17 protein-coding genes are annotated in these 20013 nt (G+C 62.9%); 13 read left to right on the top strand and 4 right to left on the bottom strand.

The window, feature by feature from the left end:
- Positions 1-77 precede the first annotated feature (77 nt).
- Positions 78-1136 (bottom strand): porin, encoded by a 1059-nt coding sequence (locus C8J36_RS07525; RefSeq protein WP_132533775.1) that lies wholly within the window; start codon positions 1134-1136, stop codon positions 78-80.
- Between the two features lie 615 nt (positions 1137-1751).
- On the opposite strand from C8J36_RS07525, the gene C8J36_RS07520 reads away from it, so the two are divergent.
- Positions 1752-2771, top strand: coding sequence for a porin (locus C8J36_RS07520; protein ID WP_132533773.1), 1020 nt, complete (start codon positions 1752-1754; stop codon positions 2769-2771).
- A 133-nt stretch (positions 2772-2904) separates the two neighbouring features.
- On the opposite strand, the gene C8J36_RS07515 is transcribed toward C8J36_RS07520, so the two are convergent.
- Positions 2905-3798, bottom strand: a complete 894-nt coding sequence (locus C8J36_RS07515) for an alpha/beta hydrolase (RefSeq protein WP_132533771.1) — start codon at positions 3796-3798, stop codon at positions 2905-2907.
- A 143-nt stretch (positions 3799-3941) separates the two neighbouring features.
- A complete protein-coding gene (locus C8J36_RS07510; RefSeq protein ID WP_132533769.1) occupies positions 3942-6074 on the bottom strand; it encodes a lytic transglycosylase domain-containing protein in 2133 nt (710 codons plus the stop codon).
- A 311-nt stretch (positions 6075-6385) separates the two neighbouring features.
- Between C8J36_RS07510 and dapA the strand changes: the two genes are divergently transcribed.
- Both dapA and smpB read left to right on the top strand, forming a co-directional pair.
- Positions 6386-7270, top strand: a complete 885-nt coding sequence (gene dapA, locus C8J36_RS07505; RefSeq protein ID WP_132533767.1) for a 4-hydroxy-tetrahydrodipicolinate synthase — start codon at positions 6386-6388, stop codon at positions 7268-7270.
- Positions 7270-7746: an SsrA-binding protein SmpB gene (smpB, locus tag C8J36_RS07500; protein WP_062469127.1), complete on the top strand. Its 477-nt coding sequence runs from the start codon at positions 7270-7272 to the stop codon at positions 7744-7746. Before dapA ends, smpB begins: the two co-directional genes overlap by 1 nt.
- A 103-nt stretch (positions 7747-7849) precedes the next feature.
- Here the strand turns inward: smpB and C8J36_RS07495 are convergent, their stop codons facing one another.
- On the bottom strand, positions 7850-8428 hold the full coding sequence (locus C8J36_RS07495; RefSeq protein ID WP_062594757.1) for an NYN domain-containing protein: 579 nt from the start codon (positions 8426-8428) through the stop codon (positions 7850-7852).
- A 500-nt stretch (positions 8429-8928) separates the two neighbouring features.
- On the opposite strand from C8J36_RS07495, the gene rpoZ reads away from it, so the two are divergent.
- The 10 genes from rpoZ (at position 8929) to C8J36_RS07445 (ending at position 19940) form a co-directional block, all read left to right on the top strand.
- The gene (gene rpoZ / locus C8J36_RS07490) at positions 8929-9333 is read left to right on the top strand and encodes a DNA-directed RNA polymerase subunit omega (protein WP_062594758.1); all 405 of its coding nucleotides are present in this window, start codon (positions 8929-8931) and stop codon (positions 9331-9333) included.
- 265 nt (positions 9334-9598) lie between these two features.
- Positions 9599-11824 (top strand): bifunctional (p)ppGpp synthetase/guanosine-3',5'-bis(diphosphate) 3'-pyrophosphohydrolase, encoded by a 2226-nt coding sequence (locus C8J36_RS07485; protein ID WP_132533765.1) that lies wholly within the window; start codon positions 9599-9601, stop codon positions 11822-11824.
- A gap of 140 nt (positions 11825-11964) precedes the next feature.
- A complete protein-coding gene (locus tag C8J36_RS07480; protein ID WP_082477103.1) occupies positions 11965-12117 on the top strand; it encodes a DUF3563 domain-containing protein in 153 nt (50 codons plus the stop codon).
- Between the two features lie 501 nt (positions 12118-12618).
- Positions 12619-13203: a DUF2062 domain-containing protein gene (locus C8J36_RS07475; protein ID WP_348631354.1), complete on the top strand. Its 585-nt coding sequence runs from the start codon at positions 12619-12621 to the stop codon at positions 13201-13203.
- 30 nt (positions 13204-13233) lie between these two features.
- On the top strand, positions 13234-13653 hold the full coding sequence (gene acpS, locus C8J36_RS07470) for a holo-ACP synthase (RefSeq protein WP_062594760.1): 420 nt from the start codon (positions 13234-13236) through the stop codon (positions 13651-13653).
- 166 nt (positions 13654-13819) lie between these two features.
- Positions 13820-14563, top strand: coding sequence for a signal peptidase I (lepB, locus tag C8J36_RS07465; RefSeq protein WP_062594761.1), 744 nt, complete (start codon positions 13820-13822; stop codon positions 14561-14563).
- Entirely contained in the window at positions 14563-15273 is a 711-nt protein-coding gene (gene rnc, locus C8J36_RS07460; RefSeq protein WP_062594762.1) for a ribonuclease III, read from the top strand. Before lepB ends, rnc begins: the two co-directional genes overlap by 1 nt.
- Positions 15274-15404: 131 nt before the next feature.
- A complete protein-coding gene (gene era / locus C8J36_RS07455) occupies positions 15405-16382 on the top strand; it encodes a GTPase Era (RefSeq protein WP_132533975.1) in 978 nt (325 codons plus the stop codon).
- 117 nt (positions 16383-16499) lie between these two features.
- A complete protein-coding gene (locus C8J36_RS07450) occupies positions 16500-17501 on the top strand; it encodes a glutathione S-transferase family protein (protein WP_132533763.1) in 1002 nt (333 codons plus the stop codon).
- 120 nt (positions 17502-17621) lie between these two features.
- A complete protein-coding gene (locus C8J36_RS07445) occupies positions 17622-19940 on the top strand; it encodes a Tex family protein (RefSeq protein ID WP_132533761.1) in 2319 nt (772 codons plus the stop codon).
- Positions 19941-20013 lie beyond the last annotated feature (73 nt).

The following is a 20013-nucleotide window of genomic DNA, read 5'->3' as shown; positions in this document are numbered from 1 at the left end:
TCGAGAGAACTGCAGGCTTTATGAATTTGATGTCAGACCTTCAGATCGAAGGTCTGACGACGTTGCGGTAGCGTGACTTAGAAGTCGCGCTGCAGGCGAAGGAAGCCGGTCCAGCTGTCGTCGTCGACACCAGCGGGCGTCGTGTCGTAGTCGACCTTGGTGTAGTTAACGGTCGCCAAAGTCTTCAGGCCAGTGGTGATCTGGTATTCCGCGCTCAGACCAACCTTCCAAGCATCATCATCGCTGATGCCACCGGCAATGCCGCCGAATTCACTCTGGTCGACGTTGCCAAAGTACTGAGCGCCCGGAGTGATGGTCAGCTTTTCCGATGCCTTGAGCGCATAGGATGCTGCGACAGACCACTCAGACTTCGACCAGTAAGCGTTCGGATCGGAGGCATAGATGCCAGCGATCTCAAGCGAGCCCGGGCCGACGTCGGCCGTTACGACACCCTTGAAAGCAGATTCATCGACATCGAAGTCGTACGATGCGATGACCAGTGCCTTTACGCCGCCGACAGTGCCGAGCAGGAGAGCAGATGCACCGACATCGTCGTTGCTGAAGTTATTCTGATTCTGCTGTGTGCGAAGGTCTTCGACGGAAACACCAGCGGAGAAAGCGCCGCCATCATAGGTGTAGCGCGCGGAGTTGAAGAGATTGCCGCCGCTTTCGTCGGTTTCACCTGCAATACCGTATTCGTCCCACCAGTTATAGAAATAACCGACATCGAAGCCAGCGAGGTTGATCCACGCGCCGTCGAGAGCAACAGCACCGAGGCTGCGCGAGCCATCCGGATTGCCGTACTGCTTGTCCGTATCGGCCTGAAGGTTGATGTAACCCGTCAGCGCGCCGAATTCGGTGTCGCTCTTGGCTTCGATCGTCAGATAGCCCTGCGAGTAAGCCTGCCAGTCGGTGTCGTCGCCATCGTTGATGCCGACCTGCGTACGAACACGGCCGCCGATCTTGAGGCAGGTTTCCGTGCCGGGGATGTAGAAGTAGCCCGTGCCGAAAGCGTCGCAGACGCGGACGTATTCCATTGCTTCCGGTTCAGCAGCGACGATAGCGTCGGCAGCGTGTGCGCCGGATACTGCTGCGAGAGCGGCAGCGGAGCCGAGAAGAAGGCTCTTAATGTTCATTTCTGACCTCCAGTCAAAAATGAGTCTCGGCTTACGAAACTCCCGGCTGACAGGGCTCGGAGAGCATCTCCGTCGAAATGACGCTCCTGAAGTGCGCACTGCCCACCGCGGAGCGCCACGCGCCCCGCGGCTCATTGCCGCCTTGAAGAGTCGCGACACCGATTCTCGGCAGGAATCATCCGCCGCAAACGATTCTCGCTGCCGCCTCGCAGCCGCCGCGAACACGTCATCGGCTGACAGCTGCGACCAGGACCGCTTCGGAGAATGCCGCAGCACCGGCGCCCAGCCCCCGTTTTGCCATGGTTTTCACCAGTTTCAGGCAAGCTTCGGCCGACCTAAGCCATTCTCAACAAACAATTTTCTTAAGGCCTTGTTAAGAGTTGAGCGCCCGGATGGCCATTTTGTGTCGTTTCAGCAACAGGACATGCGGAAGGGCGGACGAAAGGGTGCGCGATAGCAAGTTGGTGATTGCGCCATCGGCCGGGTCAGGTATTTTCAAATCCAGAAGCAAGGGCGGTTGATCGCCAACTTCTGAAGTGTTGGGGATGGGGCAGGGAACGCTGTCCTTCAGCAAAATACCCAGACCCGTTTTAAACTTTTGACTGGAGGTCAGAAATGAACATTAAGAGCCTTCTTCTCGGCTCCGCTGCCGCTCTCGCAGCAGTATCCGGCGCACACGCTGCCGACGCCATCGTCGCTGCTGAACCGGAAGCAATGGAATACGTTCGCGTTTGCGACGCTTTCGGCACGGGCTACTTCTACATCCCCGGCACGGAAACCTGCCTCAAGATCGGCGGCTACGTTCGTACGCAGCTCGAGTACAACGATGACTCGTACGGCATCCGCGACAACGGCGACGTTAACGCCTACAGCCGTGGTTACCTGACGATCGAAGCGAAGAACGACACCGAATTCGGCGCTCTGTCTTCCTACATCAACATCCAGGCCGACGCTGACGGCGAAACCTTCCTCGACGGCGCATGGATCAACATCGCTGGCTTCGACGTCGGTTACTTCTACAGCTGGTGGGACGATGGCCTGTCTGGCGAAACGGACTCGCTCGACTCTTCGTTCGGCGCTCTGCAGAACTCGGCTCGTTACACCTACGACGGCGGCTCTTTCCTCGCTGGCGTTTCGGTTGACGAAATCGAAGGCGGCTCCTACCCGACCAACAACGACCCGAACGACAGCCTCGGCGTTTCCGGCAAGCTCGGCGCAACGATCGCTGGCTTCAACATCTACGGCCTTGCTGCATACGACTTCGACGCCGAAGAAGCTGCTTTCCGCATCCTCGCAACGGCTGAACTCGGCCCGGGCACGCTCGGCATCGCTGGCTCGTACGCCACCGACCCGAACTACTACTACGATCGTTCGGAATGGACCGTTGCTGCTGAATACGCAATCAAGGCAACTGAGAAGTTCACGATCACCCCGGCCGCACAGTACTTCGGTAATGTTCGTGTAGGCAGCGAATTCTCCAGCGAAGATGCATGGCGCGTCGGTGTAACCGCCGGCTACCAGATCACGACTGGCCTGCGCACGCTCGCAACTGTCAACTACACGGACAGCGACGATGGCCTTCCGGGCGACCAGAAGGACTGGACGGGCTTCCTCCGTCTGCAGCGCGACTTCTAATATCACTTGACCTCACGGTCATTGATGGAAAACCCGGCAGCGATGCCGGGTTTTTTCGTTGTTGAGATGAGACGTATCCGAAAGCGCCGGGGACAGTGCGGGCCGCCTTCGATCGCTCGGCCTCGGCCGCCATTCAGTCGAGCGTCGAGAGGAATGCCTTGATCGGCGCGATGACGCCGGGGAGATGGAGGAGGGGGGCGTGGCCCTGACCGGCAACCGTCAGCGATTGCAGGGCCGGATGTCTCCCGGCCATGGCATCGACCGTCTCTTGAGACAGCAATGTCGACGTCTCGCCACGGATGACCATGAGCGGACGATCCCGCAGGCGCTCGAAGAGCGGCCAGAGATCGGCCAGCGGCGTTGCGGCCGAGAGTTCGAGAAGGGGAGCCACCAGCGCCGGATCGAAGTCCGGCAGGATGACGCCGTCGGCTTGGCGGTAAAGGCTCAGTGCCATCTCGTCCCAGTCCGCGGCCTCCAATGCGGGGAAGGCCGGTCCGTGCAGCATCTTCAGCGCCGTCGCCGCGGCGCGCCATGAAGGATAGCGGCCTTCATTGTTCAAATAGCGGGCGATGGCCAGCAGGCCGTCGATCTCGATGACGGGGCCGATGTCGTTCAGGATATTGCCACGGGAGAGATCCGGCGCCATGCCCGGCAGGAGATGGAGGATCAATCCGCCGCGCGAGGTTCCGACGAAGAGGGCGGCGTCGATATCGAGCGTGCTGCAGATTTCCAGGACATCGCCGGCCTCGACCGACAGCTGGTAACGGCAGGGGTCCGGGTCCCAATCGGATCGACCCCGGCCACGATAATCGATGGCAATGACCCGCCGCGGCTTTGCCTGATCGGTGGAGATCGCCTGCGCGAAGCGGTGAAAGTCGCGTGAATTGCGGCTGAGCCCGGGCAGGCAGATGACGGGCAGGAGAGGATCGCGCCCCGTCTGCGGTCCCGCGGCGGGATACTCCGCCGCAAACACCGTCAGTCCGTCCCGGACGCAGATGAAATGTTCCACGATCCCGTTTCTGTCCATAATCCCTCCTGAGGCGAACGCAAGCGTTGCTCCGCTGTCCGCTCTGCTCTTCTTTATAGAGAGGAGAGTTTATAGCGAGAGGAGGCAGGAAGGCGAGGGGGAGACGCCGGATCAGCAGGACGAGGCGTCAGGAGGACCATGCGTCAGGAAGACTGGCGGCCCATTCTCAGATCCTCGACGATATCGGCGTTCTGGCCGAGCCGCGACTTATAGACCTGGTAGTTTTCCATCACCCGCTGCACATAGTTGCGCGTCTCGGCAAAGGGAATGCGCTCGATCCAGTCCACCACCTCGTCGATCGATTTGCCGCGGGGATCGCCATAGCGCCCGATCCATTCCGGCACGCGGCGCGGGCCGGCATTGTAGGCGATGAAGGTGAGGATATAGGAGCCGCCGAAATCATTGATCTGTTCGCCGAGATAATGCGCGCCAAGGGTCGCATTATACCCCGCATCGGTCGTCAGCCGTTCCTTGGAATAGGGAATGCCATGGCGACCCGCGACGAGCTTTGCCGTCGTCGGCAGGATCTGCAGCAGACCGCGGGCATTGGCCGGAGACACGGCGGCAGGGTTGAACGCACTTTCCTGACGCGCGATGGCATAGGCCAGCGCCTTGCCGGAGCCCGAAATATTGGCCGTGCCCGGAATGACGCCCAGCGGGAAGGCCAGCGCCGCGACATCGACGCCGCGGCCGAAGGCGAGCTTGCCGACCTGCAGCGCGAGGCTATGCGTCCGCGTCTTTTCCGCCCGGGCGGACAGGATGGCGAGTTCGCCGGGACTGTTCAGGTTGTCGGCAAGCGCCAGATAGAGCCCATCCGCCCGCCAGCCATGGCCCGCAGCCTCCAGCCGGGCGATGGCACGCACCGCTTCTCGGCTTTCGAACTGAGTCCGGTCGTCGGCCGTCGGGCTGGGATAGGTGACGTTCAGCGTCTTGCGGCCGAGCTTCGCGCCGGCAAGCTGCCCGTAGAACGTGCCCGAAAGCGCTGCGGCCTTGGCATAATAGGTCTTCGCCTGACCGGGGCCGCCCTTTTCGGCGGCACGGCCAAGCCAGTAATAGGCGCGCGAAACCGAAATCGGCCGGTTGGAGGCTTTCAGAATGCGCTGGAAATGCGTGGCAGCCGTCTGGCCGTCCTGAAGACCGCGCAACGCGTACCAGCCGGCATGGAATTCCGCATCCACGACATCTGCGGCATCCGTGGCCACATGCGCGGCCGCAACCCGGTAGGCGCCGCGAAAATCGCCTTCATCCGCAAGCCCGCGGCTGATGATACGCTGCTCGACCCACCATTCGCCGGTATCGACAAGGCGGTCGGGGTCCTTGGGCAGCTGCTGCAGAAGCTTTGCCGCCGCGTCGTACTTTTCCTGTTTGCGCAACTGCTCGATGCGCACGAACAGATAGGCCGGATCGCCGCGCCAGGAGGGATCGACGGCCGCGATCAGGGCGTCGGCATTCGCAGCCTTCTTCGATGTCGCGATCCAGGCGCGATAGAGCGACTGTGCCTTGCCCAGATCGCTGAAGCGGGTCGCCTGCTCGAAGCGCCCGCGATAGAGCAGCATTTCCATGCGCCGCTTGTGGTCGGCCGTCGTCAGCAGGCTCGGAAATTCCGCAAGGATCTTCGTTTCGGTGGCGGCTTCCAGCGCTTTCGTCGCCCAGAGCGTGCGGATCAGGCCGGCGGCCTGTCGCGTGTCGCCCTTGGCAACCAGCGCCCGCGCAAGAATCAGCGTGCCTTCCGATGTCTCCGGCGTGCTCGTGCCGAACGCGGCAAGCACGTCGCGGGAGGGCGGGTTTTCGCGGTAAAGCGCTCGTTCGGAGCTCGCACGCAGGCCGCTGAGGCCCGGCCAGCCCTTCAGTTCCTGTTGCGCCCGCGCGATCTCATAGGACGGAATACCCTTCTGCGTCGATTGCGCGATGGCCCAGGTGAGGATGTGCCGGTCGAGCGTATCTTCACCCATGGCGTCCCGCACGGAAATGGCACGGACCGGGTCCCGGTTCGTCAATGCGTCGAGGCCGCTTTTCAACGCTTCGACGGACGCCGGAACGGTGCTGCGGGGAATGGCGCCGGTGATGCCGCCGTCGGTCATGCCGGTGAAGGCGGCAGGCGCGCGGGGGACGGGCGCAAACGCTTCCGCCGCCGACGCGACCGTGGCCGGCCGCGAAAGGGGGAGGGGCACGCTCGCTTCTTCCGCCTTCGAGGCGACCGGAGCGCTCAATGTTCCAAGGCCGAACGCGGACACGCTGAGCGCGGCGACCAGTGTTCGATGAATGGCACCCCGCATGAAAACTTTCCCGCCCCTGATCAACCGTACGCCGCTTTTCAATCCTACCTCATTTGGCAATCGAGACGCTAACGAAAGGTTAAGCTTGCCCGCGATCCCGCGCTTGCGACGAAAGGTGATCGCCGAGCATCCCGAAAAATCAGCGCAAAGCCCTTGAACCCCCGGCCGTCTCATCCGTTTCCGTCTCTGCCGCGCCGCCAGTCAATGCTTGCCGCCGGAGATCGGGACGATTAAGGTGCCGGCGATTTTCTAACCGTGAAATGCGGCCGAAGCATGGGTCTCCAATGCCCGTGCGCCGTCAGGAGTCGTGCATGTTCAAGGGATCCATTCCCGCTCTCGTCACCCCGTTCACGCCGGCGGGAGCCGTGGATGAGGACGCATTCGTCAATCACGTCCAGTGGGTTATTTCCGAGGGCAGCCATGGGGTCGTTCCCGTCGGGACGACCGGCGAATCCCCGACGCTGTCGCATGCCGAGCACAAGCGGGTGGTCGAACTCTGCATCGAGGCCGCGGGCCGCCGCGTGCCCGTCATTGCCGGAGCCGGATCGAACAACACGCGCGAGGCCATCGAGCTTGCCCAGCATGCGGAGAAGGCCGGGGCCGACGGCATCCTCGTCGTGACACCTTATTACAACAAGCCGACGCAGAAGGGCCTCTTTGCTCACTTCTCGGCGATCGCCGAGGCGGTCAAGCTGCCGATCGTGATCTACAACATTCCCGGCCGCTCGGTCATCGATATGTCGCCGGAGACCATGGGTGCGCTCCGCAAGGCCTATTCGTCGATCGTCGGCGTCAAGGATGCAACGGGCAAGATCGAGCGCGTGTCCGAGCAGCGCATCACCTGCGGTGCGGATTTCGTCCAGCTTTCGGGCGAGGACGCGACGGCGCTCGGCTTCAACGCCCATGGCGGCGTCGGCTGCATCTCCGTCACCGCCAATGTCGCGCCGCGCCTGAGTGCTGCGTTCCAGGAGGCGACGCTCGCCGGCGATTTTGCGAAAGCGCTCGACTATCAGGACCAGTTGATGCCGCTGCACAAGGCGATCTTCATGGAGCCTGGCGTGTGCGGCTCGAAGTTTGCGCTGAACCGGCTGCGCGGCATGAGCCGTCACGTCCGCTCGCCGCTGATGTCGTCGCTCGAGCCGGCAACCGAAAGCGCGATCGAATCGGCGCTCGTTCATGCAGGGCTGTTGAACTGATGGCACCGAAAGGCAGCGAGCGCACCGTTCGCAAGATCGTCGCCGAAAACCGCAAGGCGCGCTACAATTACGAGATCCTCGACACCTACGAGGCGGGCCTCGTGCTGACCGGCACCGAGGTCAAGTCGCTGCGCGAGGGGAAGGCCAATATCGCCGAATCCTACGCGACCGACGAGGGCGGCGAGATGTGGCTGATCAATTCCTATCTGCCGGAATATCTCCAGGCCAACCGCTTCAACCACGAGCCGCGCCGGCGCCGCAAGCTTCTTCTGTCGAAGCGCGAGGTCAACCGGCTGCAGGGCGCGGTCAACCGCGAAGGCATGTCCCTGATCCCGTTGAAGATCTATTTCAACGACCAGGGCCGGGCCAAGCTGGAACTGGCGCTCGGCAAGGGCAAGAAGCTGCACGACAAGCGGGAAAGCGAAAAAGAGCGCGACTGGAACCGGCAGAAGAGCCGTCTTCTCAAGGACGGCTGACCTGCCGGGCGCATGGGATCATCCGTTTCGCCCGTGTTCGGGCCGTGCCCTGCGTTAAAAGCCATCGATCGGCGCGCGGGCGGCGCCCATCCGCCTGTCAGCATCAGGTGAGATCGTCCTGATGGACGGGTTCGACGTTGCGCGACGACCGCTCGGAGGGATCGCGTCCGATTTCAGCCTTGAGACTGAGAAGATCGATGAAATGATCGGACTGGCGACGCAGATCGTCGGCGATCATCGGCGGCTGGGTCGACATGGTGGAAACCACCGAGACCTTGCGGCCCTTGCGCTGCAGAGCCTCGACCAGCGTCGTAAAATCGCCGTCGCCCGAAAAGATCACGAGATGATCGACCGTTTCCGACTGCTCCATGGCATCGATGGCCAGCTCGATGTCCATGTTGCCCTTGATTTTTCGCCGGCCGAGCGAATCGGTGAATTCCTTGGCCGGCTTGGTCACGACCTTGTAGCCGTTGTAGTCCAGCCAATCGATCAGCGGCCGGATGGAGGAGTACTCCTGATCCTCGATCAGCGCCGTGTAATAATAGGCCCGCAGAAGGTAGCCCCGCTTCTGGAATGCTTTCAAAAGCTTACGATAATCGATGTCGAAGCCGAGACTCTTCGACGCCGCGTAGAGGTTCGCGCCGTCGATAAAGAGAGCAATTTTTTCACGCGGATCGAACATTGGCATTCCTTCAAACCAGCGAGATTTGCATTTCCTCCGTGTCCGTTTTCGAACACGAAACAAGTGCATGCCGGAGCATCATGATCATTGTCCTTATCTCACGACCGATCGAGAGAAAAGTTCGGTAGAGAACAAATGTCGTTCGAGCACAGTTTTTCGAGGCTCTCTAGTCTCCATTCTCAGGCGCACATCAACATGTTAAACGAACTCTTAAACATGTCGGCAATTGTCTTTCTTTCATACAAACCTAAAGTTGTTGGTCTGTATCTGCAATTTCGATGATACGCCGGGGAAACAATACTACCGCGCGAACCGTCGCTTTCTCGCGTCACGCATCATGAAAAACTTGAATTTTCGGGCCAATGGATGTATCCGGCAACCAATCCGTTCCCGAGAGCCGGAAAGCTGCGCCAGCGCTTGGTCGCTCTCATCGTCAATGACTGCGCAGGCAGGGCCGCTTTTGGCCGCGTCCGGCGCTTGAAACCATCGAAGGATACGCAATGGCCCGCGTTACGGTCGAAGATTGCATCGACAAGGTCGATAACCGTTTTGAACTCGTGCTGCTTGCCAGTCACCGTGCACGCCTGATCTCCCAGGGCGCGGCGATCACGATCGATCGCGACAACGACAAGAACCCCGTCGTCGCCTTGCGCGAGATCGCCGACGAGACGCTGTCTCCGGGCGACCTCAAGGAAGACCTGATCCATTCGCTGCAGAAGCATGTCGAGGTCGACGAGCCTGAAGCGGATCCGGCATCCATCACCGGCGGCAGCGCGTCGAACTTTGCCGACGCCTCGGAAGACGACGACCAGCCGGAAGCCGTGACCTTCGACCGCATGACGGAAGAAGAGCTTCTCGCCGGCATCGAGGGCCTGGTTCCCCCGGAAAAGAGCGACGACTACTGATCGTCCCCTTTCGATCGTATCTTTGAAAAGCGCCGGCATCGTCCGGCGCTTTTTCGTTTTCGGGCAGTCGCCGCAAGAAAGCGCGATGATTTGCAGGAGCATCGATTTCCATGGTGGCAAATCTGCCGTAGCACTGTGTCATATCGTCAGAATCGTCCGGGTTTCCACCGGACGCGCTTTTCGTTGTCGCCACGTCATGATTTAAATGGAATTCCATTGAAGGAGTGACGCTGCAGATACACAGCCCCCGCGGAGCCGCACACGCATGATGCGCCAATATGAACTCGTGGAACGGGTTCAGAAATACAAGCCCGACGTCAACGAGGCACTGCTCAACAAGGCGTATGTCTACGCCATGCAGAAACATGGCCAGCAGAAGCGCGCCAGCGGCGATCCCTATATTTCGCATCCGCTGGAAGTTGCGGCCATCCTCACGGAAATGCACCTGGACGAGGCGACGATCGCGGTCGCGTTGCTGCACGACACCATCGAGGACACGACGGCGACGCGGGCGGAGATCGACGATCTCTTCGGCGAGGATATCGGCGCGCTGGTCGAGGGCCTGACCAAGATCAAGAAGCTCGATCTCGTCAGCCGCAAGGCCAAGCAGGCGGAAAACCTTCGCAAGCTCCTGCTCGCCATTTCCGACGATGTTCGCGTTCTCCTCGTCAAGCTGGCGGACCGGCTGCACAATATGCGCACGCTCGACCATATGTCGGCGGAAAAGCGCGCCCGGATCTCCGAGGAGACGATGGAGATCTATGCGCCGCTCGCCGGCCGCATGGGCATGCACGACATGCGCGAAGAGCTGGAGAACCTGTCTTTCCGCCACATCAATCCCAATGCCTTCGAGACCGTCACGCAGCGGCTCGACGAGCTGTCCGCCCGCAATGAAGGCCTGATCAAGAAGATCGAGGATGAGCTGGGCGACCTGCTCGCGGCCAAGGGGCTGACGGGCATCAGCGTCAAGGGTCGTCAGAAGAAGCCCTATTCCGTCTTTCGCAAGATGCAGTCGAAGTCGCTCTCCTTCGAACAGCTGTCCGATGTCTGGGGCTTCCGGGTGATCGTCGAGGACATCCCGGCCTGCTACCGCGCGCTCGGCATCGTCCACACCCGTTGGCGCGTCGTTCCCGGCCGGTTCAAGGATTATATCTCGACGCCGAAGCAGAACGACTACCAGTCGATCCACACCACCATCGTCGGCCCCTCGCGCCAGCGCATCGAACTGCAGATCCGCACGCGGCGCATGCACGAGATCGCGGAATACGGCATTGCCGCGCATACGCTGTACAAGGACGGAGCCGAGGCCCAGGGCGACGTCAAGCTGTCCCCGACCTCCAATGCCTATTCCTGGCTCCGCCGCACGATCGAGGCGCTGGCGGAAGGCGACAATCCGGAGGAGTTCCTGGAGCATACCAAGCTCGAGCTGTTCCAGGATCAGGTCTTCTGTTTCACGCCCAAGGGCCAGCTGATCGCTCTGCCGCGGGGTGCCACCCCCATCGATTTCGCCTATGCGGTCCACACCAATATCGGCGACACCTGTGTGGGGGCGAAGATCAACGGCCGCATCATGCCGCTGGTCACACGACTGGCCAATGGCGACGAGGTCGAGATCGTCCGGTCGGGCATCCAGGTTCCGCCGGCCGCCTGGGAGGAAATCGTCGTCACCGGCAAGGCCCGCGCCGCCATCCGCCGCGCGACCAAGGCGGCCATCCGCAAGCAGTATTCCGGCCTCGGCTACCGCATTCTGGAACGCACCTTCGAGCGCGCCGGCAAGCCCTTCTCGCGCGAGGCGATGAAGCCGATCCTGCATCGCCTCGGCCAGAAGGAGGTCGAGGATGCCATCGCCGCCGTCGGGCGCGGCGAGCTGTCCTCGCTCGACGTGTTGCGCGCCATGCATCCCGACCATCAGGACGAGCGGGTGACGCCGAAGCCCTCTACCGACGACGGTTGGTTCGCCATGCGCTCGGCGGCCGGCATGGCCTTCAAGATACCGGGTCATTCCAAGGACAGTGCGACGGCCATCGACGCCGGCGGGCCGGAAGACCTGCCGATCCGCGGTCTGTCGGGCAACGCCTTCGTTCATTTCAGCGCATCCGGCGCCGTGCCGGGCGACCGCATCGTCGGCATCATGGAGAAGGACAAGGGGATCACCATCTACCCGATCCAGTCGCCGAGCCTGCAGCAGTTCGATGACGAGTCGGAGCGCTGGATCGATGTGCGCTGGGATCTCGACCAGGCCAACAACACCCGCTTCATGGTGCGCGTGCAGGTCAACGCGCTGAACGAGCCGGGAACGCTCGCCGATATCGCGCAGTCCCTGGCGACCGGCGACATCAATATCCGTGCGATCACCATGGGTCCGATCGCGGCCGATTTCAGCGAACTGCTGATCGATATCGAGGTCTGGGATCTGCGCCAGCTGAACCATATGCTGACGCAGCTGAAGGAACTGCCGGTCGTCTCCACGGTGAAGCGGGTTTTCCTCTAGACTGTCCTGCCTGCGCGATAGGCTGCGGGCGGCAGCGATATGCGCGCTCCGCATGGCTGCCCGCCGAACCCAACGCTGGTGAAGCGGTCTTCAGACCCTTATGTTCTGCCTCGGGAGGTAAACGAAGAAAGGTTTACCAAATGTTCAAGCAGATCAAGAAGCTCTCCGGCGCCCTGCGCCCTCTGTCGGCAGCCGAACGCGAACTGAGCTACCTCAATGGCTCGTCCGATCGCATCGACCTCGAATATCGCCAGCGTCAGATCGACCGCGGCCTCTTCCGCAGCGGCTTCTGAGCGAGCCACGTTCGAGCGGATTGAAAATCAAAGCCCTGCGTTTGATGCAGGGCTGGTGTGCGCAACGACTCTGGCCTGCGCAACCGTTAACAGTGACTTTGACCCTCCTGTCGGTACGGGCCATGATGGCCCACGGCCGGGAGTGTTCGGCGCATATCTGCCCATGACGGGCGATATCGGCGGGCAGGCGGGATCGTCGCGCCCTGCGACCCACAGCCGCCGCGCTCTCCGTGCACCATCCGGGCCGTCTTTCGGTCCTCGGCCCCGCGCGAAATGCGCCTTTGACAGACACGGCCCTTGAGAGGGGCATGGCAGAACCGGATCGACCGTCGCATTCCACCTCCCGCGCGACCGTCAAGCGAGTCTGCCGAGACGATGTGTTGGTGGGGACCGGCAATCGAAATCCGAACCCTGTCTGAGGGCAGGGCGGTCCTACCCCCGAAATGATGCCGTGGCGCGGTCTTTGCGCCGGATTGCATCAGATTGCCATTGTACGGCCACATGGCCGTCGTCTATCACGGCACCATGATTTTCAGACGTCGTCAGCCCGCATCTCTTTCGGCCCGGCTCCGCGAGCTCGTATGGCCGCGCAAGGGGTTTACGCGCGGGCTGCGGTATCTTGCATTGCGCATTCTGCGCCTGTCATCCTCGCCGCACTCCATCGCCGTCGGCGTTGCCGCGGGTGCAGCGTCCTCCGCGACGCCGTTCGTCGGTCTCCACATTCTCATCGCGGTTGCCGCCGCCTATCTCTTTTCCGGCAACCTGATTGCGGCCGGCATCGCGACCGCGCTCGCCAATCCGCTGACCATTCCCGTCATTCTCGCGACCAGCTACGAGATCGGCACATCCATTCTCGGCGCCGGCGGCCAGGCGCCGCTGGGCGGCGAGGACATGCTGCACAAGCTGACGCATCTGCAGCTGTCGGAACTCTGGGGTCCCGTGCTGAAGCCGCTTCTGGTCGGCAGCCTGCCGCTGGTCGTCGGCAGCGCCGTGGTGTTCTACACCGGAGCCTACGCCGCCGCCCGGCTGTTCCAGTCGCGGCGCGTGTCGCGTCTCGCGGACAGACTGAAAGAGTCGCAGGCGTAAACCTCAACCTATCGAACTCATCAGGTTTCCATGATCATCGGCCTCGGCAGCGACCTCATCGACATCCGGCGTATCGACAATTCGCTGACCCGTTTCGGCGAGCGTTTCATTCAGCGCTGCTTCACCGATGTGGAGATCGCCAAGTCCGAGGGGCGCAAGAACCGGTCGGCCTCCTATGCCAAGCGCTTCGCAGCCAAGGAAGCCTGTTCCAAGGCCTTGGGAACGGGGATCGGGCAGGGGGTTCTCTGGAAGGACATGGGCGTCGTCAACCTGCCGGGCGGCAAGCCGACCATGGTGCTGACCGGCGGGGCCGCGCTGCGCCTGGCCAGCATGCTGCCGCAGGGCCACCGCGCCGTGATCCATCTGACGATCACCGACGATGACCCGCTGGCGCAGGCCTTCGTCATAATAGAAGCGCTGCCCGTTGCTCCGGAAGACGTTAGCAGCTAGAGGAATGCGCAGTCGAGGTCCGGCTGCGCATGACGCTGCGCGCTTTCGCGCGGGCACTTGAGCCAGATGGCGCAAGCTTGGCGGCACGCGCTTGACGGACCCCTGCAGACCAACGGCATTCGGACGACAACAGGCGCCGGTCAGCGGCAAACAAGGATGGACGGGCGTGGAAGAAAAAATCGCAAAGAAGGACAGCGGCCTCTGGGAGAATGTGAAGGTCATCATCCAGGCCCTGCTTCTGGCCCTGGTGATCCGCACCGTACTCTTCCAGCCCTTCACCATCCCCTCCGGCTCGATGATGCCGACGCTGCTCGTGGGCGACTACATCTTCGTCAACAAGTTCGCCTACGGCTATTCGAAATACTCGCTGCCGCGCTCGCCCGACCTGTTCAGCGGCCGCATTTTCGGCAGTGACCCGAAGCGTGGCGACATCGCCGTCTTCCGTTTCCCGCCCAATCCCGAGATCGACTACATCAAGCGCGTCATCGGCCTGCCCGGCGACCGGGTGCAGGTGCGCAACTCCATTCTCTACGTCAACGACACGGAAGTCGCCCGCTCGCCCGCCGGCGTCTTCCGGGCCGATGACCAGTACGACACCGGCGCCGACGTGCCGGTCTACCGGGAAACGCTCGACAACGGTGTCAGCTTCAACACGCTGGACCAGTTCCCCGATACGCGAGGCGACAACACGCGCGAGTTCGTGGTGCCCGAGGGTCACTACTTCATGATGGGCGACAACCGCGACAATTCGGCCGACAGCCGCTTCGACGTCGGCTACGTGCCCGCGGAAAATCTCGTGGGTCGCGCCAGCCTCATCTTCTTCTCGCTCGGTCACGACACGTCCTTCCTGGAAATCTGGAAGTGGCCGGCAAACCTGCGCTACGACCGACTGTTCAAGGTCCTGAAGTAATGAAGCCGCGCGATCTCGGGCCGCAGGAGCGCGAACGCCTGGAGGAAACGCTCGGCTACGTCTTTATTGACAAGGTCAGGCTCGACCGCGCGCTGACGCATTCGAGCGCGCGCAATTCCGGCGGCTCGGATTATGAGCGGCTGGAATTTCTCGGCGACCGGGTCCTCGGTCTCTGCGTCGCGGAGCTTCTGTTCCAGACCTTCAAGACCGCGAACGAAGGCGAATTGTCGGTGCGGCTGAACCAGCTCGTCAGCGCCGAAAGCTGTGCCGCCATCTCCGACGAGATCGAGCTTCATCGCTTCATCCGCGCCGGGGCCGACGTCCAGAAACTGTCCGGCAAGCATGTGCTGAACATCCGCGCCGATGTGGTCGAGGCCCTGATCGCCGCGATCTATCTCGATGGCGGGCTGGAAGCCGCGCGGGGCTTTGTGCTCAAGCACTGGAAGGCACGCGCGACGCGGGCCGATGGCGCCCGCAGGGACGCCAAGACCGAGTTGCAGGAATGGTCGCATGCGAAATTCGGCGTCGCGCCGCAATATCGCGTGGACGATCGTTCCGGTCCTGATCACGATCCGCGCTTCACGGTGACGGTGATCATCCCCGGCGTTGCGCCCGAAACCGGCATCGACCGCTCGAAACGCGCTGCCGAACAGACCGCCGCGACCCGCATTCTGGAGCGGGAACGGGTCTGGGCCGCTCCCAACACGTGATCATGGGCACCCGACGATAGGCGCCTGATCCCGCGCAGAACGAACCTTTTCCAAGCCTCTGGTCGCGGAAGCGATTGCGGTTCATACTCACGCCGACAGACATGCCGGCCCTCAACGAATTGACGGATATGATGACCGAAGATCACACGGATCCTGCCGAAACGGCGCAGGACGCAGCAGTCGAAACCGATGGCGCAACGGACGCTCAGGACAGCGGACCGACGCATTCCGGTTTCGTCGCCATGATCGGCGCCACGAATGCCGGCAAGTCGACGCTGGTCAACCGGCTCGTCGGGGCCAAGGTGTCGATCGTCAGCCACAAGGTGCAGACGACGCGCGCCATCGTGCGCGGCATCGCCATCCACGATCGCGCGCAGATCGTGTTCATGGATACGCCCGGCATCTTCAAGCCGCGCCGCCGCCTCGATCGCGCCATGGTCACCACGGCCTGGGGTGGTGCCAAGGACGCGGATTTCATCATGCTGCTGGTCGATAGCGAACGCGGCCTGAAGGGCGATGCGCAGATGATTCTGGAGGGATTGAAGGAGGTCCACCAGCCGAAGATCCTTGTCTTGAACAAGATCGACCAGGTGTCCCGCGACGTGTTGCTGCAGCTGGCCGCCGCCGCCAACGAGGTCGTGTCCTTCGAGCGGACCTTCATGATCTCGGCGCTGACCGGATCCGGCTGCGAGGATGTCATGGACTATCTGGCGACAACCCTGCCGGAAGGTCCCTGGTACTATCCGGAAGACCAGATTTCCGACCTGCCGATGCGCCAGCTCGCCGCCGAGATCACCCGCGAAAAGCTGTTCCTGCGCCTGCATCAGGAGCTTCCCTATTCCTCGCATGTGGAAACGGAGGGCTGGGAGGAAAAGAAGGACGGTTCGGTGCGGATCGAGCAGGTCATCTATGTCGAGCGCGAGAGCCAGAAGAAGATCGCCCTCGGCAAGAATGGCGACGCCATCAAGGCGATCTCCATGGCCGCCCGCAAGGAAATCTCCCAGATTCTCGAACAGCCCGTCCACCTCTTCCTCTTCGTGAAGGTGCGGGAAAACTGGGGCGACGACCCCGAGCGCTTCCGCGAGATGGGCCTCGAATTCCCCCGCTGACCGGCAAAGGCGGAGCGACGGCACCGATCGGTGAACGCTCCGTCCAGTCCCGCGCTGCTTGCCCCGCCGGAACGCCCATGCCACCTGCTGTGAGCAATCAGGGACAGGGAGACAGCGATGCCGCAGCTTGTGAACGGTGTTTGGGAAAAGGGCGACGTCGCCGCCAGCGAGATGAAGGGCGGCGCCTTTCACCGCGAGCCGACCAGCTTTCGCACCTGGATCACGCCCGACGGCAGCCCCGGACCGGACGGCCAGCCGGCGCTCGCGGCCGAGCCCGGCCGCTTCCAGCTCTTCGTCGCCTATATCTGTCCCTGGGCGTCGCGCACCCTGATGATGCGCAGCATCAAGGGGCTGACCGATATCATCCCCGTCGCCATTTCCGAGCCGGAACTCGGCGACAACGGCTGGACCTATGACCCACCCGCAGACGCCGGGCCGCGCGTCGGCCCGGTCCGCCATCAGCACGAACTCTATACCGCGTCCGACCCGCGCTTTACCGGCAAGGTTTCGGTACCCGTTCTCTGGGACCGGAAAGAGGGGCGGATCGTCAACAATGAGTCCGCCGATATCCTGCGCATTCTCAACGGCGCCTTCGACGGCATCACCGGCGACCGACGCGATCTCTATCCTGCGCATCTCCGGCCCGAGATCGATCGCTGGAACGCTGTCATCTACGACACGCTCAACAACGGCGTCTACCGTGCCGGCTTCGCCCGGACGCAATCCGCCTATGAGGACGCCGTCACCTCCGTCTTCGCGACGCTGGATCGGCTCGACGCGCATCTCGCCCACAATCGTTACATTGCCGGGCAACACCTGACAGAGGCCGATATTCGCCTCTTCGTGACGCTGGTGCGCTTCGACGCCGCCTATCACGGCGCGTTCAAATGCAATCTGCGCCGCATCGCGGACTATGCGCATCTCCAGGCCTATCTCCGCGACATCTACCAGTGGCCGGGCGTCGCGGAGACGGTGCGGATCGTTCACATCAAGCGCGGCTACTACTCCATCGCCCACATCAACCCCACGGGCATCGTCCCTCTTGGGCCCGATCTCGATTTCGCAAGCCCCCACGGGCGGGACGGATTGCCGAGCGCAGGGATCGCCGGGCGCGGCTGAAGACTCAAGGCGTATTCCCCCCGTCTTGGCTTGGCGTCTCGGCTTGGCATCTCGGCGTCTTGGCGTTCCCGTCCGATCTCTCTATGGTCCGCGCGACTCGCAAACAGGAGATCGTGCCTCATGTCCCAGCCCGCACAGACGACCCCGCGGACGGTTCCGCCGATTGCACTGCTGATCGCGCAGGAGATCAAGGCGACGCAGGCCCAGGTCGTCTCCGCCGTGGAGCTGCTGGATGGCGGCGCGACCGTGCCGTTCATCGCCCGCTACCGCAAGGAAGTCACCGGCGGCCTCGACGACACGCAGCTGCGCACGCTCGCCGAACGGCTGGTCTATCTGCGCGAGCTGGAGGCCCGCCGAAATTCCATCGTCGAATCGATCCGCGGCCAGGACAAGTTGACCGACGAGCTCGAACGCAAGATTGCCGCGGTCACGACCAAGGCGGAGCTTGAGGATATCTACCTTCCCTACAAGCCGAAGCGCCGGACCAAGGCCGAGATCGCCCGCGAGAAGGGGCTCGGACCGCTGGCCGACGCCATTCTGCTCGATCGTCGCATCCCGCCCGCAGACCGTGCCGCTTCGTTTCTCTCTCCGGATGTGCCGGATGTGAAGGCGGCGCTCGAAGGCGCGCGCGACATCGTTGCCGAAGGCATCGTGGAGAATGCCGACCTGCTCGGCCGGCTGCGCGGCCATATGCGCAGCGGCGCTTTTCTCCGGGCGAAGGTCGTGGCCGGCAAGGAAGCGGCGGGCGCGAAATTCTCCGACTATTTCGACCATTCCGAACGCTGGGCGACGGCCCCCGGTCACCGGGCGCTCGCCATGCTGCGCGGCTGGAACGAGGAGATTCTCTCGGTCGAGATCGTCGTGGACGAGGCCGATCCGTCTCCCGTCAAACCGGTCGAAAGCATCATGGCCGCCGCCCTCCAGCTCGGCAGCCTGCCCGGTGACCAATGGCTGATGGAGGTCATCCGCTGGACCTGGCGCGTCAAGCTTTCGACGTCGCTGTCGCTCGACCTGATGCGCGAACTGCGCGAGCGGGCGGAGGAGGAAGCGATCCACGTCTTTGCGCGCAACCTGAAAGATCTGCTGCTGGCGGCCCCCGCCGGCTCCCGCGCTACGATGGGTCTCGACCCCGGCATCCGCACGGGCGTCAAGGTTGCCGTGGTCGATGGCACCGGCAAGCTGCTGGAAACCACGACGGTCTATCCGTTTCCGCCGAAGAACGACGTGCGCGGCGCGCAGGTCGAGATGGCAAGGCTTGTCGCCCGCCACAAGGTGGAGCTGATCTCCATCGGCAACGGCACCGGCAGTCGCGAGACCGAGCGGCTGGTGGCCGACATGCTGGCGACGCTGAGCGGGCCAAAGCCCACCAAGGTCATCGTGTCCGAGGCCGGCGCCTCGATCTACTCGGCCTCGCAGGCGGCAGCCGACGAGTTTCCCTCGCTCGACGTTTCCCTGCGCGGTGCCGTCTCCATCGCCCGCCGGCTGCAGGACCCGCTGGCCGAACTCGTCAAGATCGAGCCGAAGTCGATCGGCGTCGGACAGTACCAGCACGATGTCGATCAGGGTCGCCTGAGCCGATCGCTGGATGCCGTGGTGGAAGATGCGGTGAACGCCGTCGGTGTCGATCTGAACACGGCCTCCGCGCCGCTCCTGTCGCGCGTCTCGGGCCTCAGCCGTTCGACCGCCGAGGCGATCGTCGCGCACCGCGATGCGATCGGCCCCTTCAAGACCCGCACGGAGCTGAAGACCGTGCCGCGCCTCGGCGCGCGCACCTTCGAGCAATGCGCCGGCTTCCTGCGCATCCCCGGTGGCAAGGAGCCGCTCGACGCGTCCTCGGTCCATCCGGAAGCCTATGGAATCGCGAAAAAGATCATCTCCGCCTGCGGCCGCGATGTCCGCACCGTGATGGGCGACTCGCAGCTCCTGAAGTCGCTCGACCCCAAGGTCTTCATGGACGACCGCTTCGGCCTGCCGACCATCCGCGACATCCTGTCGGAACTGGAGAAGCCCGGCCGCGACCCTCGCCCGAGCTTCAAGACGGCGACGTTTGCAGACGGCATCGACGACATCAAGGACCTGAAACCCGGAATGCTGCTGGAGGGCACGGTGACCAATGTCGCGGCCTTCGGCGCTTTCGTGGATATCGGCGTCCATCAGGACGGGCTGGTCCACGTGTCGCAACTCGCCGACCGCTTCGTCAAGGATCCGCATGAGGTGGTGAAGGCGGGCGACGTGGTGAAGGTCCGCGTGACGGAGGTGGACGTGCCGCGCAAGCGCATCGGCCTCACAATGCGCAAGGATGGCGGCGAGGCGAGCGGCCGGCCGGCGTCCTCTCCGGCGCCGCGGGCGGACCATCGCCCGATGAAGCAGGAGAAGCCGCAGGCTCCGGCCACCGGCGCACTGGGCGAGGCGCTGCTGCGCGCCACGAAACGCAAATAGGCAAGGCGATCCACCGTTCGCCGGACGGGTCATCCTTCGCGGGCTTCGCGGGATGTCTTGTCAGCAGGCGGCG

Origin of the sequence: Rhizobium sp. PP-F2F-G48 (assembly GCF_004342335.1) — a bacterium.
Classification (GTDB): domain Bacteria; phylum Pseudomonadota; class Alphaproteobacteria; order Rhizobiales; family Rhizobiaceae; genus Ferranicluibacter.
This window is presented reverse-complemented; position numbering and strand designations above follow the sequence as displayed.

What these genes read in the sequence shown, in the direction of transcription:
- C8J36_RS07525 (WP_132533775.1), bottom strand. Translation starts at nt 1,136, where the DNA reads ATGAACATTAAGAGCCTTCTTCTCGGCTCCGCTGCCGCTCTCGCAGCA.
- C8J36_RS07520 (WP_132533773.1), top strand. Translation starts at nt 1,752, where the DNA reads ATGAACATTAAGAGCCTTCTTCTCGGCTCCGCTGCCGCTCTCGCAGCA.
- C8J36_RS07515 (WP_132533771.1), bottom strand. Translation starts at nt 3,798, where the DNA reads ATGGACAGAAACGGGATCGTGGAACATTTCATCTGCGTCCGGGACGGA.
- C8J36_RS07510 (WP_132533769.1), bottom strand. Translation starts at nt 6,074, where the DNA reads ATGCGGGGTGCCATTCATCGAACACTGGTCGCCGCGCTCAGCGTGTCC.
- dapA (WP_132533767.1), top strand. Translation starts at nt 6,386, where the DNA reads ATGTTCAAGGGATCCATTCCCGCTCTCGTCACCCCGTTCACGCCGGCG.
- smpB (WP_062469127.1), top strand. Translation starts at nt 7,270, where the DNA reads ATGGCACCGAAAGGCAGCGAGCGCACCGTTCGCAAGATCGTCGCCGAA.
- C8J36_RS07495 (WP_062594757.1), bottom strand. Translation starts at nt 8,428, where the DNA reads ATGTTCGATCCGCGTGAAAAAATTGCTCTCTTTATCGACGGCGCGAAC.
- rpoZ (WP_062594758.1), top strand. Translation starts at nt 8,929, where the DNA reads ATGGCCCGCGTTACGGTCGAAGATTGCATCGACAAGGTCGATAACCGT.
- C8J36_RS07485 (WP_132533765.1), top strand. Translation starts at nt 9,599, where the DNA reads ATGATGCGCCAATATGAACTCGTGGAACGGGTTCAGAAATACAAGCCC.
- C8J36_RS07480 (WP_082477103.1), top strand. Translation starts at nt 11,965, where the DNA reads ATGTTCAAGCAGATCAAGAAGCTCTCCGGCGCCCTGCGCCCTCTGTCG.
- C8J36_RS07475 (WP_348631354.1), top strand. Translation starts at nt 12,619, where the DNA reads ATGGCCGTCGTCTATCACGGCACCATGATTTTCAGACGTCGTCAGCCC.
- acpS (WP_062594760.1), top strand. Translation starts at nt 13,234, where the DNA reads ATGATCATCGGCCTCGGCAGCGACCTCATCGACATCCGGCGTATCGAC.
- rnc (WP_062594762.1), top strand. Translation starts at nt 14,563, where the DNA reads ATGAAGCCGCGCGATCTCGGGCCGCAGGAGCGCGAACGCCTGGAGGAA.
- era (WP_132533975.1), top strand. Translation starts at nt 15,405, where the DNA reads ATGACCGAAGATCACACGGATCCTGCCGAAACGGCGCAGGACGCAGCA.
- C8J36_RS07450 (WP_132533763.1), top strand. Translation starts at nt 16,500, where the DNA reads ATGCCGCAGCTTGTGAACGGTGTTTGGGAAAAGGGCGACGTCGCCGCC.
- C8J36_RS07445 (WP_132533761.1), top strand. Translation starts at nt 17,622, where the DNA reads ATGTCCCAGCCCGCACAGACGACCCCGCGGACGGTTCCGCCGATTGCA.